At 63.9% G+C, this 16,899-nt stretch carries 21 protein-coding genes; 9 read left to right on the top strand and 12 right to left on the bottom strand.

The genetic code is table 11. The features are described from left to right. Nucleotides 1–3: 3 nt before the first annotated feature. On the bottom strand, nucleotides 4–915 hold the full coding sequence (locus tag QM797_RS01930) for an aminotransferase class IV (protein WP_283273436.1): 912 nt from the start codon (nucleotides 913–915) through the stop codon (nucleotides 4–6). Between the two features lie 64 nt (nucleotides 916–979). On the opposite strand from QM797_RS01930, the gene QM797_RS01935 reads away from it, so the two are divergent. The 4 genes from QM797_RS01935 to QM797_RS01950 all read left to right on the top strand — a co-directional run bounded on the left by QM797_RS01935 (nucleotide 980) and on the right by QM797_RS01950 (nucleotide 3,682). Next, nucleotides 980–1,948 (top strand): aldo/keto reductase, encoded by a 969-nt coding sequence (locus QM797_RS01935; protein WP_283273437.1) that lies wholly within the window; start codon nucleotides 980–982, stop codon nucleotides 1,946–1,948. Continuing rightward, nucleotides 1,935–2,387, top strand: coding sequence for a GNAT family N-acetyltransferase (locus QM797_RS01940; protein WP_283273438.1), 453 nt, complete (start codon nucleotides 1,935–1,937; stop codon nucleotides 2,385–2,387). Before QM797_RS01935 ends, QM797_RS01940 begins: the two co-directional genes overlap by 14 nt. Before the next feature lie 125 nt (nucleotides 2,388–2,512). Next, a complete protein-coding gene (locus tag QM797_RS01945; protein WP_283273439.1) occupies nucleotides 2,513–3,469 on the top strand; it encodes an ABC transporter substrate-binding protein in 957 nt (318 codons plus the stop codon). A gap of 15 nt (nucleotides 3,470–3,484) precedes the next feature. Then, on the top strand, nucleotides 3,485–3,682 hold the full coding sequence (locus QM797_RS01950; protein WP_283273440.1) for a PLD nuclease N-terminal domain-containing protein: 198 nt from the start codon (nucleotides 3,485–3,487) through the stop codon (nucleotides 3,680–3,682). 4 nt (nucleotides 3,683–3,686) lie between these two features. On the opposite strand, the gene QM797_RS01955 is transcribed toward QM797_RS01950, so the two are convergent. The 4 genes from QM797_RS01955 to QM797_RS01970 all read right to left on the bottom strand — a co-directional run bounded on the left by QM797_RS01955 (nucleotide 3,687) and on the right by QM797_RS01970 (nucleotide 6,821). After that, complete coding sequence (locus QM797_RS01955; RefSeq protein ID WP_283273441.1) at nucleotides 3,687–4,043, bottom strand: hypothetical protein; 357 nt, start codon at nucleotides 4,041–4,043, stop codon at nucleotides 3,687–3,689. Nucleotides 4,044–4,304: 261 nt separating this feature from the next. Further along, nucleotides 4,305–4,475, bottom strand: coding sequence for a hypothetical protein (locus QM797_RS01960; RefSeq protein WP_283273442.1), 171 nt, complete (start codon nucleotides 4,473–4,475; stop codon nucleotides 4,305–4,307). Beyond that, entirely contained in the window at nucleotides 4,472–4,804 is a 333-nt protein-coding gene (locus QM797_RS01965) for a hypothetical protein (protein ID WP_283273443.1), read from the bottom strand. Before QM797_RS01965 ends, QM797_RS01960 begins: the two co-directional genes overlap by 4 nt. 181 nt (nucleotides 4,805–4,985) lie before the next feature. Next, nucleotides 4,986–6,821 (bottom strand): HNH endonuclease signature motif containing protein, encoded by a 1,836-nt coding sequence (locus tag QM797_RS01970; RefSeq protein ID WP_283273444.1) that lies wholly within the window; start codon nucleotides 6,819–6,821, stop codon nucleotides 4,986–4,988. A 118-nt stretch (nucleotides 6,822–6,939) separates the two neighbouring features. Between QM797_RS01970 and QM797_RS01975 the strand changes: the two genes are divergently transcribed. Further along, nucleotides 6,940–7,431, top strand: coding sequence for a hypothetical protein (locus QM797_RS01975; protein WP_283273445.1), 492 nt, complete (start codon nucleotides 6,940–6,942; stop codon nucleotides 7,429–7,431). 61 nt (nucleotides 7,432–7,492) lie between these two features. Continuing rightward, nucleotides 7,493–8,098 carry a hypothetical protein gene (locus QM797_RS01980; RefSeq protein WP_283273446.1) on the top strand — a complete coding sequence of 202 codons (606 nt, stop codon included), beginning with the start codon at nucleotides 7,493–7,495 and terminating at the stop codon, nucleotides 8,096–8,098. On the opposite strand, the gene QM797_RS01985 is transcribed toward QM797_RS01980, so the two are convergent. Together QM797_RS01985 and fmdA are read right to left on the bottom strand one after the other, a co-directional pair. Further along, nucleotides 8,095–8,565 carry a hypothetical protein gene (locus QM797_RS01985; RefSeq protein ID WP_283273447.1) on the bottom strand — a complete coding sequence of 157 codons (471 nt, stop codon included), beginning with the start codon at nucleotides 8,563–8,565 and terminating at the stop codon, nucleotides 8,095–8,097. The genes QM797_RS01980 and QM797_RS01985 overlap by 4 nt on opposite strands. Nucleotides 8,566–8,607: 42 nt before the next feature. Further along, entirely contained in the window at nucleotides 8,608–9,861 is a 1,254-nt protein-coding gene (gene fmdA, locus QM797_RS01990) for a formamidase (RefSeq protein WP_269601724.1), read from the bottom strand. Between the two features lie 140 nt (nucleotides 9,862–10,001). Between fmdA and QM797_RS01995 the strand changes: the two genes are divergently transcribed. Beyond that, nucleotides 10,002–10,289, top strand: coding sequence for an FmdB family zinc ribbon protein (locus tag QM797_RS01995; protein WP_283273448.1), 288 nt, complete (start codon nucleotides 10,002–10,004; stop codon nucleotides 10,287–10,289). Between the two features lie 42 nt (nucleotides 10,290–10,331). Continuing rightward, the gene (locus QM797_RS02000; protein ID WP_283273449.1) at nucleotides 10,332–11,552 is read left to right on the top strand and encodes an FAD-binding domain-containing protein; all 1,221 of its coding nucleotides are present in this window, start codon (nucleotides 10,332–10,334) and stop codon (nucleotides 11,550–11,552) included. A gap of 6 nt (nucleotides 11,553–11,558) precedes the next feature. Here the strand turns inward: QM797_RS02000 and QM797_RS02005 are convergent, their stop codons facing one another. The 3 genes from QM797_RS02005 to QM797_RS02015 are packed head-to-tail and all read right to left on the bottom strand — an operon-like array spanning nucleotide 11,559 to nucleotide 14,253. Then, complete coding sequence (locus tag QM797_RS02005) at nucleotides 11,559–12,335, bottom strand: DUF4097 family beta strand repeat-containing protein (protein ID WP_283273450.1); 777 nt, start codon at nucleotides 12,333–12,335, stop codon at nucleotides 11,559–11,561. After that, nucleotides 12,332–12,988, bottom strand: a complete 657-nt coding sequence (locus QM797_RS02010) for a response regulator transcription factor (protein WP_283273451.1) — start codon at nucleotides 12,986–12,988, stop codon at nucleotides 12,332–12,334. Before QM797_RS02010 ends, QM797_RS02005 begins: the two co-directional genes overlap by 4 nt. Further along, a complete protein-coding gene (locus QM797_RS02015) occupies nucleotides 12,979–14,253 on the bottom strand; it encodes a sensor histidine kinase (protein ID WP_283273452.1) in 1,275 nt (424 codons plus the stop codon). Before QM797_RS02015 ends, QM797_RS02010 begins: the two co-directional genes overlap by 10 nt. A 188-nt stretch (nucleotides 14,254–14,441) precedes the next feature. On the opposite strand from QM797_RS02015, the gene QM797_RS02020 reads away from it, so the two are divergent. Continuing rightward, nucleotides 14,442–14,624, top strand: a complete 183-nt coding sequence (locus QM797_RS02020; RefSeq protein WP_230592311.1) for a hypothetical protein — start codon at nucleotides 14,442–14,444, stop codon at nucleotides 14,622–14,624. Here QM797_RS02020 and QM797_RS02025 read toward each other — a convergent pair. Together QM797_RS02025 and QM797_RS02030 are read right to left on the bottom strand one after the other, a co-directional pair. After that, nucleotides 14,612–15,442 carry a MerR family transcriptional regulator gene (locus QM797_RS02025; RefSeq protein ID WP_283273453.1) on the bottom strand — a complete coding sequence of 277 codons (831 nt, stop codon included), beginning with the start codon at nucleotides 15,440–15,442 and terminating at the stop codon, nucleotides 14,612–14,614. The two genes, QM797_RS02020 and QM797_RS02025, sit on opposite strands and share 13 nt — an antisense overlap. Before the next feature lie 56 nt (nucleotides 15,443–15,498). After that, nucleotides 15,499–16,881 carry a PQQ-binding-like beta-propeller repeat protein gene (locus QM797_RS02030; RefSeq protein WP_283273454.1) on the bottom strand — a complete coding sequence of 461 codons (1,383 nt, stop codon included), beginning with the start codon at nucleotides 16,879–16,881 and terminating at the stop codon, nucleotides 15,499–15,501. Between the last annotated feature and the right edge of the window lie 18 nt (nucleotides 16,882–16,899).

Below are 16,899 nucleotides of genomic sequence, written 5' to 3' on the forward strand. Positions count from 1 at the left end.
CGGTTACAACACGCTCACCCAGCCGTGTACCTCGTCGTTGGTGAGCGCGGCCTGGTGACGCTTACGGAGAGTCGACGTCACTGGACCGTGCTCCTTGGTTCCTATTGCTCGACCGTCGATTTCGTATACCGGGGCAACCCCAGCCGACGTGCCGCACACGAAGACCTCGTCGGCGATGTACAGCTCGGTGAGGTCGACGGTGCGCTCCTGAACCGTCAGTCCTTCTTCGCGCGCAAGGGTCAGGATGGTTCGGCGGTTGATGCCGTCGAGAATGTCGCTGGTGACATCGGGGGTGACGAGCATGCCGTTCCGGACGAGGAAGATGTTCGCGGCACTCAACTCGCAGACGTGGCCGTTGATGTCGAGGAAGATGCAGTCGTCGAAGCCGCTGTCGATCGCATCCTGTTTCGCCAGAACAGAATTGACGTATGCGCCGTTCACCTTGGCGCGTGACGGAATGGCGTAGTCCGGGATTCGCCGCCACACACTCGTCTTCAATCGCATCCCATCCTGCGGGACAATGGGATTAGCGTCGTACAGGAAGATGGACACCGTGGTGTGCAGCCCACGCACCCGCGTTCCTGGGATCGATTCGTCGACGTGAACGGTGGCTCGAACGTAGACCTCGGTCGTCGGGTCATTGGCGGCAACCACGTCCCGTGTCGCCTGTACGAATCGCTCGAACGTCCACTGCGAGGCAAACGTGTCGATACCGATGATCTTGCAGGATTCGACGAGCCGCTGGTAGTGATCGAGTAGCCGGAAGGCGGTACGCCGATCACCGTCCACCTGCACGGGGAACACCGTGTAGACACTGAGCCCGTACAGAACTGCCGAGGTGGCGACCCCCAGCGTCGCGTCCTGCGCGTCCACCAAGCGATCGCCGAAATACACCTTCGAGTGCGGAAGAGCCATGCGGCGATGCTAGTCGCCCGGTGAGTTCGAGCGACAATGCTTTTACCGTCGTATGGTCGAGTGCATGAACGCACGGACGACACGAACCCTGTGGAACGACGGCCCAGAGGTGGGTGCCATCGGCTTGGGCTGCATGGGAATGACCTGGGCATACAAGGCCGACGATCAGACACAGTCCCCCGACCACGTCATCGGGCACGCCTTGGACCTGGGTGTGAATTTCATCGACACGGCCGATGTGTACGGACCGTTCACCAACGAGGAGGTCGTCGGTGCGGCCATCGGTAGCCGACGCGACGAGGTGATCCTCGCGACCAAGGGCGGTCTCGTCTCCCACGTTGGCGACGCCGGAGAGCCGGTCATTTCGGGCCCCAACGGCAAGCCGGAGCATCTACGTTCGGCAATCGACGATTCGCTGCGCCGCCTGGGCGTCGACCACATCGATCTGTACTACCTGCACCGTCCCGATCCTGAGGTAAACGTCGAAGACAGCATCGGCGCGATGGCCGAGGCCGTGCAGGCCGGAAAGGTTCGCGCACTGGGCGTTTCGGAGTTCACCGTCGAGCAGCTCGATCGGGCCCAGCAGGTGCATCCGATCTCGGCCGTGCAGTCGGAGTTGTCGCTGTGGACGCGCGACCACCTCGCCACGTCGCTGAAGTGGACGCAGGACAACGGTGCGGCATTCGTGCCGTTCTCGCCACTGGGCCGCGGCTTCCTGACCGGCAACTTCCGCGGAACTGCGCCCGCCGCAGACGATTTTCGAGCTCGGCTGCCACGCTTCAGCCAGGACAACCTCGATGCGAACCTCGTGATCGTCGACGCTATCGCAGCCGTCGCCGACGAGCTCGGTGCGACACCGGCGCAGGTGGCCTTGGCGTGGGTTCTGGCGCAGGGTGAGCACGTGGTCCCGATTCCCGGTACCAGACGCACCTCGCGTCTGGACGAGAACGCGGGTGCAGCCTCGCTGGTGTTGAGCGGGGAGCAGCTCGCCGCACTCGATGCCCTACCGGCACCCGCCGGTGGTCGCTATTGAGATCGTTCGCGTCGACCCCGTCGCAGATCGGCCCCTCGCCGGGCAGATTCTCGCAGTGCAGAAAAGCTCGTATGCAGTCGAAGCGAGACTTATAGGCGACGACCGAATCCCGCTGCTGCACGAGTCGGTGAACGATCTGTGTGCTGCACAGGTCCACTGGCTCGTCGCGTGCGCAGACGACGAAATCCTAGGTGCCGCAGCGTGGTCCGGTTCCGAGATCGACCGTCTGGTGGTGTCTCCGCACGCACATCGCCAGGGCATCGGACGGGCGTTGGTCGAGGTGATGATCGATTCGATTGTGGGACAACGCATACAGGTGGCTACCGGGCGAGACAATGCGCCGGCTCGTCGACTGTACGAATCCCTCGGCTTCGTGCACACCGAGAATCAACAGGTTCTGCCGGGGCTGTGGCTGGCCCGCTACGAACTCGTGCGCTGATGGGTATCGGAGTCTCGTGGACGAGCGACGAACCAGATCAGCGCACCGGAAATCGGCATGAACAGGACGAGCACGTCCAAAGGAGACGGTTTAACGTGCACCGAAACAAAGGGTAGCCTATCCCAATGCCATCTCGAATTATGTCGTCCACAACGCTCGACCGCCGTGGGTTCTTCCTGGCTGCCGGGGCGGTTGCACTCGCTGCGGCCTGCTCGCCTCGGGGCCAGGACACGGCGGCCGCGACCTCGCAGACAGTGCGGATAACGGGCGACGGATTCGATGTCACCGTTCCCGCACGCCCTACCCGGGCTATCGTGATGGAGGGACGGGGAGATCTCGAATTCGCTTTGCTCGCTCAATATCCCGTCATCGCAACCGGGAATACTTTTGCTCCCGGAACACGGCCCGCGGGGCAGTTCGAGGGATTACTCGACGCGCAGACCCATGTCATCGGTGGACCCGACGGTCCGACGGCAGAAGAGATCGCTGCGCTGTCGCCCGATCTCATCGTGATGCGTGCCAACGGATGGCGACTCGACTGGTACGGAAACGACCAACTCACCAAGATTGCGCCGGTCCTCCCCGTCGAGGTGAACGAACCCGATTTCGAGCAGTACACCGTCGACCAGTTCTCGGCCATCGGTCTACTCGATACAGTCCGACCGCGTCTGGACGAGTACCACCAGATCATCGACGACGCGGCCGCGGTCACGAGCGGGCGCACGATCGCATTGATCACCAGCGAACCGGTTGCGAAGGGATACGTGATCGTGTGGACCAATTACCTCGGTAATGCGGTAGCCGCGGACATGGGATTCACTGTGTTGCACAACAACCCCGAGGACGAGGAGGGGAACTATCGCCTGTCGGTCGAGAATCTGAACCAGATCGCGGACGCGGAGTTCATCTTCCATCAGACCACCGATCCCCGCCAGATCGACGGTATCGAAGCCTGGCGGAACCTCCCCGCTGTGGCCGCGGGTCGCAGTGCGGTGCTGGATCCTCAACTGAACAACGGATTGGTCATCACCGCAACCAGTTTCGCGAACAGGCTGATCGAGGTGGTCCGCAGCGCGGAGTGAGGTAGCTTCCCAAGCATGACCTCTGCCGGCGGCGTGATTGCCCTAGCTTTGTTCGCTATGGCGCTGCTATCGATCCTCCGTGATCCCAGTACAGGGTTAGTGACCAAGCTGGCGTGGGCATTCGTCGCGTTCATTCTGCCGATCGTCGGGCCGATCCTCTGGTTCGCCGTCGGTAAGCGATATCTCTACGGACCCAGCGGCGGCAACAGATGACAGTTCAAAATTCGATCGCGTTGCGCAGGTCGGTGTTCACCAGATGGCTCACTTGGTCGCGCAGCCACTCGACGGCCTGCTGATCGGGTGCCGGCGTGTGGGCCAACAGCGTCCAGCGCAGACGAGTTTCCGGAGTCAGGTCGAACTGCAACAGGATGTCGGGGAGACTCGGCCACGGCGAGCTCCAGACGACGCGGTCGAACTCGCTGCTCTCGACGATTCGAGGCAGAGCGGCACCCTCGAACATCACCGGCCAGGCGAACCCCTGATTCTTCGGATGCACTTCTGGGCGCATGAGTGCCTTCCAGACGAAGAAGACCGGCGGCGACAACACCGCAGTCCTGCTCGCGAGAACCATCATCCGATTACCGTACGCAGTAGCGACTCGGGAGCTCTACTAATTTTCGGGCTTGACCTGTGTGGGCGGCGTCCGACGCGGAATTGCCCGACCTGATCGCTGCGATCGGCACCGACGGGGTGCAGGGCAGCGGAGTTCGAATCGCGTACGCCCGCAGGGTGGCCCGGTCCTCCGCGCGCCGCTGGTCCGTCCCTGGGCAACGGAGAAGGCCCGCCCCCGGTGTGTCGGGGTGCGGGCCTTGTCGGGTTCTGCGGGCTGTGAGTGTCAGGTCAGGTCGGCGGGTGGGGTGGTCGGGCGCCCTTCGGCGGTGTCACGAAGCCATTGCGGTACCTCGCGGCCGGTCCGTTCGCGGAGCGCGATCGAGGCGCGGGCCGCTGCGGCGGCGACTCGGGGACGCTCGGCCGGGCGGTCGGTGCGCTTTTCGGTCGTAGTCATCGTGGGTCCTCCTGCTCGTTCTGGTTGTCAGTGTCCTCGGTTCGGTCCTGGTCCGCCAGTGCGCGTCGGGCTGCAGCTCGATCGGAGACCGCGACCAGGACGTCTTGCTCGGTTCGGGTGATCAGGGCGGAGTCGATGACGGTGGCGTAGATGTCCCATCCGAGTTCGGCTTCGGTGTCGCTGTCGCTGGTGGTGCGTTCGAGGCACCAGGTGATCCGTTGCCAGGCTTGGGCGCGTTTGTCGGCCACGGTGCGTTGGCGGACTGTCAGGGCGACGCCGACGACGGCGAGTACGCCGACGATCAGAGTGACCCATGCTTGAGCGGACATCAGGGGCGGTCCTTCCAGGTGGTGCCCCGTGCCGTCAAGCACCGGGTCGGGTGGCTACCGGCGTAAAGTTCCGCGGACGATGTCGCCTTGGATATAGCTGAATCCGTCTCCGCGGCCGTCGCGGAGCGGCTGCCATGTACCGACGACAGGCAGGGCTGTGCCCTGACGCTGGTGCAGGTCGTCATGCGGGTTGTCGCGGTTCCTCGTCCCCGGTGTCGCCGGTGTCGTGGTGGTGGTCGGGTGGGTAGAGGACTTCTTCGGGGTGGTGTGCGTGATTGATGAGCCCGCGGCGCCTGGGGTCCATTCCTGTGGGTGGGTGCCACAGCGTGCGGCCCGGATATCGATGTCCTGCTCCGGTTTTGGTCGTCGCCCACTTGCCGGGCCCGGTGCCGACGAGTGCGTGGTGCATGTCGCAGCCGAAGGTCAGGGAGTCGATGTCGGTGGGTCCGCCCTCGACCCAGTCGTCGAGGTGATGGGCTTGGCACCAGGTCGCCGGGCGGGTGCACGAGGGGAAGCTGCAGCCGCGGTCGCGGGCGATGAGCACGATGCGTTGGTCGGCGGAGGCGATGCGTTTGGATCGGCCCAGGTACAGGGCTCTGCCGTCGTCGTCGAAGATCGTCAGGTAATGGTGGGCGTGCGAAGCCATGCGGATGGCGTCGCGAATCGAGACGCGGGATCCGGTGGCGGTCATCGCGTAACCGCAGCCGGCGTCGAGATCTTTCAGGGTCATGGTGACGATCGCGGTGACGGGTAGGCCGCGATGGGTGCCGAGGGTGCCCGAGGCAAGGGTGTGCCGGAGTGCCATTTTGAGCGCGTCGTGATGGCGTTCGCGTTGAGGGCGTCGATCACGAGCAGCGGCGGCGTCGCGCGCCGCGGTGTCCGGTGCGTCATCGTCGACGGTGGTGTCGGATCCGGGGTGGGCGCCGGGTCCAGTAGCGTTGTCGGAGCCTGCAGCGTCGTCGGAACCGTCGGAACCGTCGGTGTTATCGGAGCCAGCGGTGCCCTCTAGCTCTGTGCCGCAACCACACTCGTCACCGCACCCGCCGTCACCGCACCCGTCGTCACCGCACCGGTCGTCATCGTCTCTGCCGTCACCGGAGCCCCGTAACCCGGCATCACTCGACCCGCCACCATCGCCAGTGGGCTCGGGCTGCGGTCCGCCGTCGCCGCTGGTCTCATCGCTCCGTTCATCCTCGCGGACGACCGACGTCGGGTCGGCAGGATTGTTCACCCCCGGCTTCGCGGCTTTGGAGAACAACGCTTCGAGGTAGGCCCGCAGTTCGGGGTCGACGCAGAAGTTGCCTTCCGACATTCCGTCGGCACCTTGCTCCCCGAGGTAGAAGAACGCATCCCGCCGCTTGGGCGGCTTCGGCTTCCCGTCCTCGTCTTCGTCGTCGTCCTCGTCGTGATCGCCGTCGGGGTTGAGGATCGAGTCCAGGTGCGCCACCAACGGAGCGAAGTCGTCGGGCCGTCTGGTCGACGCGTACCCCACCAACTGCACTTCGGCGAGATCCCGCGTCTGCGGATCGACACTCGAGGGCAGATGGCGGAAGAACTCGCGGATCATCTGTACATGCTTGTCATCGAGCAACCCCGCCCGCAACGCGTCCGCGGTCCTCGGCAACAGGGGCGGCAGGACCTCGCCGGAGAACGCGGTGCGATCCCCCAACTCCTCAGCCAGACGCACCCGAGCCCCGGCCGATCGTGGGGTGATCCGCAACATCCACGCCACCGACGACGGCACCGACCCCGGATACACGTCGAGGCCGTGCTGAGCGATCAATTCGTTGAGCCTGGTGTGCGAATAGGCCGTCACGGACCTGGTGAGAGCGTCCATCCGCTGAATCACCGCCCGCCGGTCGGCATTCGTCCACGACACCGACGCCTGTTCGGCCAGCTCGGCGACGGCGGACTCGACACGATCCACCAGCACCGACAATTCTGGATCGGACACCTCAGGGGGAGGCGGCACCGTCTCGATGCCGTCCACCCCTGATCCGCCGTCCCCCGAAAGCATCAACAGAACCTATCGCGACCCACCGGCAAGTTTTCGAACACACATACGACAACGCAATGACGACCATTCCGGCTCCCGACCCGAAATCTACCCAACAACACTGGTGGAGAATGAAAGTATGCCGACCCTTCCGAATCGCACGAGCGGAGTTCGTCGCTGGGTGATCGTGGCGGGAACACTTCCCCTCGCCTGGTGGTGCATCAGCTTGACTGCGGGCGCACTGGGTATCGGCTATGACGCCATCGGCGACGTCGTGAGCACCTGGAATATCACTACGGCAGCAGGATTGGTCATTCTCATTCCAGCAGCCTTCTTCTCCGTAAGCGGAGGCTTCGAGCTCGCCTCACCCGACAGTCCCCGTCACGGCCGTTGGTATGCGACCGTTGGATTGACTTTGACGATGGCCTTCTACCTGTTGATGGTGCTGAAATCGGTCGTTGCCATCTTTGGCGGTTCAGTCCTTCGCGACCCGGACACCTGGAGTCCCGAATTGTCGTCACTGGAACAGTGGGCGGTTGCGGCACCGTACGCAGCGTTCCTGATCCCGACCGGCGCGACGTTGGCAGCGCTGTGGCGTGGGCGAAGCAGGCAGGCAGGATCCGTCACCTAACCATTCTTCGCCTGCGGTATGGGTCGACCAACCCACACCGGATGTCGGTAGCGTCTGGTCTATGGAATCGCGAACCGATCAGGCGGAATGGTCGGATAACGATCTGCAGCAGGATGTCTCGGAGGCGCAGTGGGTGGAGGACAACCTCGACGGCGTCGCGACGACCACGGTGGGCTCGCTTGTCCCCACTGTGTTCGACGCCTATGTACGCATCCTGTATCCCGTACGTGCCAGCACACCCAATCCGACTCCGGCGAAACCTGTTGCACCCTGGCGTGATCAGCTCACAGCCGTTCTCGAAGTGCTCACTCGAACTACGACAACACCGAATGACTGCTGGTTCGCCGTCTGGGAAGGCAACACCGCGCTCGACGACGTTCGCGATACGGCACCTACCGCGGACATCGCCGGTTACAACTATTTCCTGCTGAGGGGACCGGTCTCGCGCGCGGCCGACACGCTCGAGGGACTGTCGCCGAATCTGTGGTGGCCCGCCGACCACGCGTGGTGCATGGCTCAGCACTTCGACTTCCCCCGTGCTTACCTCGGAGGCAGCACGGAGACCGTTGCCGGCATCCTGGCGCTCACCGAGATCGAATCGCGGCCGGTCCGCGTCGACCAGGTGGTGACGACCGATAACTACCACCTGAACCGGCCGACCCACTAGCTGCCCGGCGCGACGGTCTCGACGAGGAGCACGTTCCACTGCACACCGAAGTTCATTGGCAATGAGCCGTGTTCGCGATACTCCATTCGGCCGTACGGCGTCACGCTGAACATGCCAGGGTGACGCGTCGGCGACAGTTCCTCGTGCTGTGCGAGGAATCCCGCCCGATCCAGGACGCGGACGCTACCCTGCGGTCTTGTCTTGAAGTCCAACCACAGGTACCTGTCCCACACCAGGCAGCCGTGCAATATCACGTCACCCACCACGCTGCCGTCGCCCATCATGGTGGTGAAACCGTTGCCGAGATGCGCTACCCACTCCGTTCGCCCGTCCACAGTGACGGCCTCGACCCGAGCGGGCACATCGCTGCACACCTCGGCCGGCAGGTCCATCGAGTCAGGTGACGCCCACAAGGTCGTGGGTGTGCACACCGCGCCCACCGCGGGCTCGTCAGGCCACGGTTCCATATCCTCGAGCATCCACAGTTGCGACATCTCGAGCGAAGTCGATCAGAACTGCGCCCGAGGAGCTCCCATTCCAGGGTCGATTTGGAACGGACCGCTGGCAGAAGGCGCTATCGGAAAGTCGAAGATCGCAGTGGGGATGTACACCGTGGCACAGGAGTTCGGGATGTCGACCACCCCGGACAGGCGTCCTTCGATCGGGGCCGATCCCAACAGCAGGTACGCCTGCTCGGGGCTGTAGCCGAACTTGGTGAGGTAGTCGATCGCGTGCATACATGCGTTCTGGTACGACAGATCGGAGTCCAGATACTTCTGCTCACCGTCGACGGTCACCGAAATACCCGAGAAGGCAATCCATTCGGAGTACTGCGGTGCGGTGTTGCCGGGCATGAAGATCGCGTTTTCGCTCACCCCGTAGGTCTCCATGCCACCCTTGATCAGGTCGACGTGCAGGTCCATGAAGCCGCCCATTTCGATGGCCCCACAGAACGTGATCTCTCCGTCTCCCTGCGAGAAGTGCAAGTCGCCGAACGACAACTTCGCCCCCGGCACGAACACCGGATAGAAAACACGGGTGCCCTTGGTGAGGTTCTTGATGTCCTGATTTCCGCCGTTCTCGCGGGGCGGTGCCGTGCGCGCGGCTTCACCTGCAACGCGGGAGAATTCGTCACCGCTCAGTGAACCGAGGATGGCACCGTCGAGTTCGGGCGCCAGAGCCAGCGGCGGGACACGGTTCGGATCGGTGGCGATCAGCGCACCTTCACGAGCGTTCCACTTTGCCAACAACTGGGCCGACGGCGCAGTCCCCATCAGGCCGGGATGGGTGATTCCCGTGTACTTCACGTGCGGGACGTGGCGAGAGGTGGTGGTCTGACCGGAAAAATCCCAGATTGCCTTGTACGCATCGGGGAATCGATCGGTGAGGAACCCGCCACCGTTCTGCTTGGCGAAGATGCCCGTGTAACCCCAGCCCTGACCGGCCAGCGGACCCGAGTCCTCCTGCGGGATCGGACCGACGTCGAGAATATCGACGATCAACAGGTCACCGGGCTCGGCTCCCTCGATGTGGAACGGTCCGGACAGCGTGTGCACGTTGTTGAGCGGCGCATTCAGAATGTCCTCGGCGGAATCGTCGTTGTGGATGGCCCCGTCGAACCATTCGCGACAGTGCGCCCGAAACGACGTGCCGGGTTTGACTGTGACCGCCGCCGGGATATCGGGATGCCATCGGTTGTGGCCGACGATCTCCTGTTCGGTGAAACTCTTCGTCGAGTCGAGCGGAAACAGCAGTTCGGGCACGAGGCACCTCCGGTTGCGCGGATTCTCCTGCCTCGATCATTGCACCGTTCTGGCGCATCCGGCCGATTCTGACGTGTAAATCTTGTATGACGTTGTGCTGGAACGTTGCTGATGCGCCGCATCGCGCTACTCTCGGATGCGTGCCCACCTACAGCTTCCGCTGCGCACAGCGTTGCGCACCCGTCGAGCAGCGTTTCGCCATGGCCGACGTTCCCGGCGAGGTGTCGTGCCCGGAGTGCGGCGAGGCAGCTGCACGACAGATCTCTTCTCCTGCCCTCGGCAGAGGAAACAGTGTTGCAATGAAGGCACACGACGCCTCTCGCGCCACCGCGGCCACGCCTGCAGTTGTCTCATCTCTGCCGGCCGCGGGCCGATCCGCAACCAGGACGACATCGAACCCGCTCCACCGCCGCCTGCCCCGCCCCTGACAGCTGCGTTTCCCTTCCGGGCCGACGGGGAAGTCCGACGGCATGTCCGAGCTACCTCCTCCCCCGTCCATTGCCGACGGCTTCACCACCGACGACGTCGTCGCCTGGGTTGCTGAGCATCTGGGTGATCTGACCCTCGAGGGGGCGGACGACATCACCCCAGGTGGCATCCGTGGTGGGCAGTCGGCTGCCGACATGGCACTGGCCGGGCTGGACATCACTGGCTACGCCCGCGACCGCAGCACCGTTCTCCCGGTGAATCGCCGCGGCGCAAGCCGCATGTCGCCGTACATCCGCCACGGACTGCTGACGCTTCGAGAAGTCTGGGACGCAGTAGCCGACGCTCCCTCTCGCGACCGTTCCCGGTACCGCGACGAGCTCATGTGGCAGGAGTACGCACGCCACCTCTACGCCCGAGTCGGCACAAGCCTCGGGCAATCTCTGCGACGTGAGCAACCGCGGCCGCAGAACTGGACGGCGCAGCCCTGGGCCGAGGAAATGAACTGCATGTCCTCGGTCGTGGGTGAATTGCAGGACGACGGCTGGCTCGTCAACCAAACTCGCATGTGGCTGGCCTCCCAGTGGGCAGTCCGCGCCGGAGCGACGTGGCGCGACGGTGAGGACGAGATGTTCGCCCACTTACTCGACGGCTCGCGCGCTGCCAACCGCCTCGGCTGGCAGTGGACCGTCGGCACGGGAAGTGGGAAGGTCTACGGCTTCAGTCGATGGCAGGTGACCAAGCGTGCCCCGTCGCTGTGCCGCAACTGTGCGCTGAAAGATGCGTGCCCCATCGAGAATTGGCCCGACGACGATCTCGGCCCAGCGGTCGACGGCCCAGATCTCAACAAGGCCCCGGTACCCGCAGGCCCCGCTCACGTGGAAGGCGATGGTGCAGAACAGGTCTGGCTGACCGCCGAATCGCTCGGCACCGCAGACCCCGCCATGGCTGCGGATACCGATCGACCTGCTGTCTTCGTGTTCGACGAGCCACTCCTCCGGAAACTGAAGCTCTCCGGCAAGCGCCTGGTCTTCCTCGCCGAGACGCTCGGCGAGATCGCGTCGACCCGGCCGTTGGAGGTACGTCGCGGCCGAGTCTCGGATGAGCTCTCCGGACGGTCTTTGGCCGCCACCTGGGCACCGGTACCCGGCTTCTCCCGCATCGCCGACGCCATCAACCCGGTCGAGTTGCATCCGTGGCCTTGGCTGACGCGTCCCACCACATCCTCGGTCCGTTCGTTCAGTGCGTGGCGCCGCAGTCACTGAGGCGCTCTACCGTGGCCGCACCGTGATCTGCCCTTCCTCGCTGTGGGCGGACAACGTCTTCGGCGATCTCGGGTCGTTGATGACGTCGACGGAGACGTCACCCTTCTCGGATGCCGCGTCCACGGCGTAGGCGTCGGCGGGTGGGAGACCGATCGTCGTGTCACCGATCACGTTGCGTGTCTTCACCGATTTCGGCGCAGTTCGAGATTCGACGGTGATCTCGCCGAAGGTCGTACTCACCTCGACAGCGGTGGCCGTGGCATCGCTGATCTTCACGTCTCCGAAACGCGTGTCGATGCGCAGCGTTCCGGCCGATCCACGAGCGAACACCGATCCCGACGCTGTCGAGATGTCCACGTCAGCAGCGACATCGGACAACATGACGTCACCGTTTGCACCGTCGACCGTCACGGTCAGATCCGCCGGTATCTGAATTTCGACGTCGGCGTCGCATGATCCGTATTTGTCGTACGAACATTCCACCGCGACGGTCGATCCGTCCGCACCGATATCGATGGTGGGACTGTCTCCTCGATAGATGCCGTGAGCTCGAACATGCAGCGAATCATCAGGACTGGGTACGAACGTCAGATGGGCGAAGCCGGTCGACACGGCCAATTGCGAGCCGTCGACCGCGTGGTCGGCCGAGTAGTCGTAGTCCTGAGTCTTCGGAAGGGAGAAGCCGAGCGCGATCGCGGCTGTCGTTCCCGCGCCGGCCAGGCCGATCACCACCGCCGCGGTGGTGATCGCCACAACGTTGCGTAACAATGGAATTCGATTCATCGAATTGCTCCCAGGTATCGTAGTACGGCCATGACCCGGCGGTGATCAGCACTGTCACCGAGCAAACCGAGTTTGGCGAAGATGTTTCCGATGTGCTTCTCGACGGCCGCTTGACCGACGACAAGGGTGGCCGCGATGCCGGCATTGGACTTGCCTTCGGCCATGGCCGTCAACACGTCTCGCTCTCGGGGTGTCAACGAATCCAGTGGATCGGATCGTGGTGCGCGCGCCAAGATCTGCTGTACCACTTCGGGATCGATGACCGTTCCCCCGTCGGCGACGGTTCGTACCGCGTCGGCGAATTCGTCGACATCGGCAACACGATCCTTGAGCAGATATCCGACGCCGTCCGTGCTCTGCCGGATCAGTTCGGCCGCATACGTTTCCTCGACGTACTGCGAGAGCACCAGTACCCCGACGTCGGGCCATCGCTCACGAATGACAAGTGCTGCTCGCAGGCCTTCGTCGAGAAATGTGGGAGGCATCCGAACGTCGATAACGCAGACGTCGGGCAGGGGGTCGGTGGCCGACATCAGCGTCAGGAGCTGACCCGCGTCGCCTACTTTGCCGATCACCTCGGCACCGGTGTCGACCAACAGCCGCGCAACACCCTCACGCAGCAGCACCGAGTCGTCGGCGATGATCACTCGCACGGGATGGTCACCTCCACTCGTGTCGGTCCACCGGACGGCGAGGTCAGCGTCAGCGTTCCGTCGATTCCACTGAGCCTGTCGGCCAGTCCGGCCAGTCCACCGCCGGGCTCGAGATGCGCACCGCCACAGCCGTCGTCGACCACAGTCACTGCGATGGACGATTCACCGCGGACGACGTCCACCTGCACGTGGCTCGCGCCGGCGTGTTTGCCGACATTGGTCAAGGCCTCGGATACGACGAAATACACCGTTGATTCGGCAGTGGCGTCGAGACGCCGCTCGCCGGTGAGGGTCGGATCGATCTCGATGGTCACCGGCACTGTGCACAAGGCCGCGACCGACGACAGTGCCGCATCGAGTCCACGATCGGTCAGAATCGGGGGATGCAGTCCGCGCGTCAAGGTCCGTATTTCCCCGATCGCGTTCTTCGCTTCTCTGTGTGCATCGTCGAGCAAGCCTTTCAATACCACGTCATCGGTGGCGGATACACGAGACTTCGCTTGACCCAATGACATTGCCACCGAGACCAGCCGCTGCTGGGCTCCGTCGTGCAGGTTTCGTTCGATGCGTCGCCGCTCGGCATCGGCCGCGTCGACGACGCGAGCGCGACTGACCGTCAATTCGTCCACCCGCTTGCTCGACTCGGACTGCCCGAGAAGCGCTGCTGCGCTCCACCAATCGAGCTTTGCGAGCAGCGTTGTCAGAGGAGGAACGCCGGCAACGAGCACCACCAGAGCTGCTGCACCTGCCAACGCAACCAACGGGAAGTCCACCCGTTCGGCGATCTCCAATCCGGTGCCCTCGGGATCGGTGACCAACCACGCGACCGGTGCCGCCGCCAGAATGGGAAGGGCCAGGAACAACGCCGGCAGCAAGAACAGCAGAGCGGCCGAGATCGGAATGCGAATGATCCAGTAGACCAGCGACTTCCACAACCCGATGTCGCGGACGCACCACACCAACTTCTGCCAGCTGGTCGGATAGACAATGGCCGCAGGTCTCGTGATCTCGAAGCCACTGGTGACGCCGATGCCGGCCCGCGCCGCGATGTCCAGCCACCGGAGGACCACGATCGTGAACACGAACACGAGCACACCACTGAGGGCGAACGGCAATGCGAACACCGCAAGGACGAGCAGACCGACGATCAGCCAACCGCCCAGGCCGGCCAAGGTTGTCGCGAGCAGCGAGGCCATGGCCAGCCACCACTGTCGAGAAATCCATGCTCTGAGCGGATTCAGGGGAATCGATAATGCCTGGTTCATGCGATTGAGCGTAAGTGGGCAGTTGCCGGGGCGTCCCCACTGTGAACCCACGAGGTGAGGTAGGGCCAGCCCTACCATGAGGACCGGGGGTCGCCCCAGCTCAGGCGTCGAACACGCTGGTCTTCTCCCGAACTTGTCGGAGCCCGGTGATATCAAGGATGTAGGAGAAACGACAGAAGGGAATTCGCGTGTCCACCAGCTTCGATACTTGCCACGGCACACTCGTGATCCACGCGGTCGGCGGTGCGGAGTGTACGGAGCCGGACTGCGTGGACCTCGAGTACGTCCGTCACTTCCTGGTGCTCGAGTGCGAAGAGGTCACCGGCGGCTGCCAGTGCACCGCACTCGTCGAGCTCGCTCAGGCGTCCTGACGTCGGACCACCGGCTGCTGGAGTTCGGTGACCCAGTTCTCCTGCGGCTGTGGCTCCGACACCAGGTAGAACTCCCGGCAGACGCCCGAGAGCTCGTAGCCGTTGGTCTCGATCCACGCCATCAACTGCTCCCACGTTTCACCGATCGTGGCCATCGACCCGTGGTGCACGGTCGTCGCAGCCAGATCGACCGGCGGCAGTTCTCGAACTTCGTACCCCTCTGCTGTGGTGACGGTCGGTCCCACCTCGAACGCGGCGTGCACGGTGATGCCCGTGCCGTCTCCATCGTCGACGGCCTCGTACATGGCGATCGACGAAGGGCCGAAGTCGACGCCGTGCCGTCCGAGAGACTGTGCGAGTTGGGCATACATCGGGCCGATGACCGGGCCGATGTTCTGCGGGCCGTAACCGGCGGCGGTCTCGGTGACGGCAGCAACGCGAGTGGCCGGCAACGATTTGGTGTCCACGGTGATCATCGAAATCCCTTCGGTGTGGGAGAGTCGCGCATCGATGCGACGCAGGCGAGCGGCGTCGAGATCGAGTCGACGGGCGACATCATCTCGTTTGGCCTCGAGCATCTCGCGTAGACGGCCGTCGCTGACCTCAGCGTGCACGACCTGCGTCACCTCGTCGAGCCGGAACCCGAGGTCCTTGAACATGAGAATGCGTCCCAGAACCTCGAACTGCGAGCCGTCGTACGAGCGGTAACCGGTGATTGGATCGACCCGTGCAGGAGTCAACAACCCGATCTCGTCGTAATGCCGAAGCATGCGAACCGAGACCCGGCCGATGGATGCGAACTCTCCGATACTGAACATGACCCTGACAAGAATCCTCTCTCACACTGTGTGAGGGTCAAGCGAACGGATCCCGCTCACTTCCACACCGTGAACTGGTTGTCCCATGACCTGGTCATGTGGCCGGCCGCCGTGGACACCACCACCCGAGCCGGGTCGACACCCTCGGGTTGTGGGATCGACCATCCGATCTCACCGGTGCGGGCGTCGATGGAATGCGTGCCCTGATAGTCACCGAAGACGAAGCTCTTCCCGTCGGTCAGTCCCCCGCGCACCCAGTACGCGTCCTCCCACGGCGTCACCCAACGCTCCGTGCCGTCGTCGATGTCGAGACCGGTGAGCGTCTTCGCCTCCGGATCGGTGACGATGACAACGCGGCCGATCACCGCGGCGACAGCCGACTGTGTCCCGCTGAACTCCGACTGCACCATCGCTGGATTCCGCCAGAACTCGTCGCCATTGTTCGGGTCGTAGGCACCGTCTCCCAGGAACATCGGCGGCCGATTCAGTGGGCTGCTCGGATACATCGACGTTCCGTACGACGGACGCGGGATCGCTCGGATCACCGAGCCGTCTGCCGCCAGGAGATTCTGAGTGCCGACCGTTCCCGATTCGCTTCCGATGCTGGAGAGGAACAGGCCGTTCCCGACGCTCTGCACCGAGTCGCCCTCGTAGGTGAATCTCTCTGCGCCACTGTCGAGATCAAAGATGCTGTAGATGTATTGCGGGGTGCCGTCACCCCTGGACGTCGATATCACCGACTTTCGATCCGGAGTGACGTACACCGAGGAGAAGTCGCCGAACCGCTCGAACGTGCGACGGAAGTCGGACTCGATTGCAGTCGGAGTCCCTTTCGTCAACACCGGCGTTCCGTCCAGATTCCCAGAGACGAAGACGGTCTGGTCCACGATTCGCGCACCGTTCACATCGAAATCCGTTCCGACGTCCGCGACCAGCGCCCCATCGGACGTGTCGATGGACACCACGCGCCGATCACCCCAGCACGCAAGCAACACCGATTCCAGTTCCGACGCACACTGACTCACCCGCCCAATGGGCGTCTTCCACAGTGGCGCACCGTTGGCGGGGTTCATACCGACGAGGGTGACGGCTCCTACCTCTGTGCCGCTCGATGGATCTGCACTGGGAAGCGGATACCCGGTCGCACCGATCATCACGTCGTCTCCGCTGAGGAATCCTCCGTAGCCGTAGTACTGGCCGAGGCCGGTCGGCATGGCCAACAACACGTCGCCGCCGTTGTCCGACAACGTGCGGACGTCCGCCGTCCACGCCGGCTCAGGTGGGGTGTCGAGGGACCCAGCGACCACGGCCTGCTCGGCACCCGGCGCGGGCGTATCCGGTTCGTCCGACGCCACCCGCACAGCGATGAACGCCGCCCCCACGACCAACGCCGAACCGAGCGCGATCAACTTCCACCGCTCGTTACGAGTGAGCTTCACCGGCAGACGGTAGCACCG

Origin of the sequence: Rhodococcus sp. IEGM 1381 (genome assembly GCF_030056795.1) — a bacterium.
Lineage (GTDB): Bacteria > Actinomycetota > Actinomycetes > Mycobacteriales > Mycobacteriaceae > Rhodococcoides.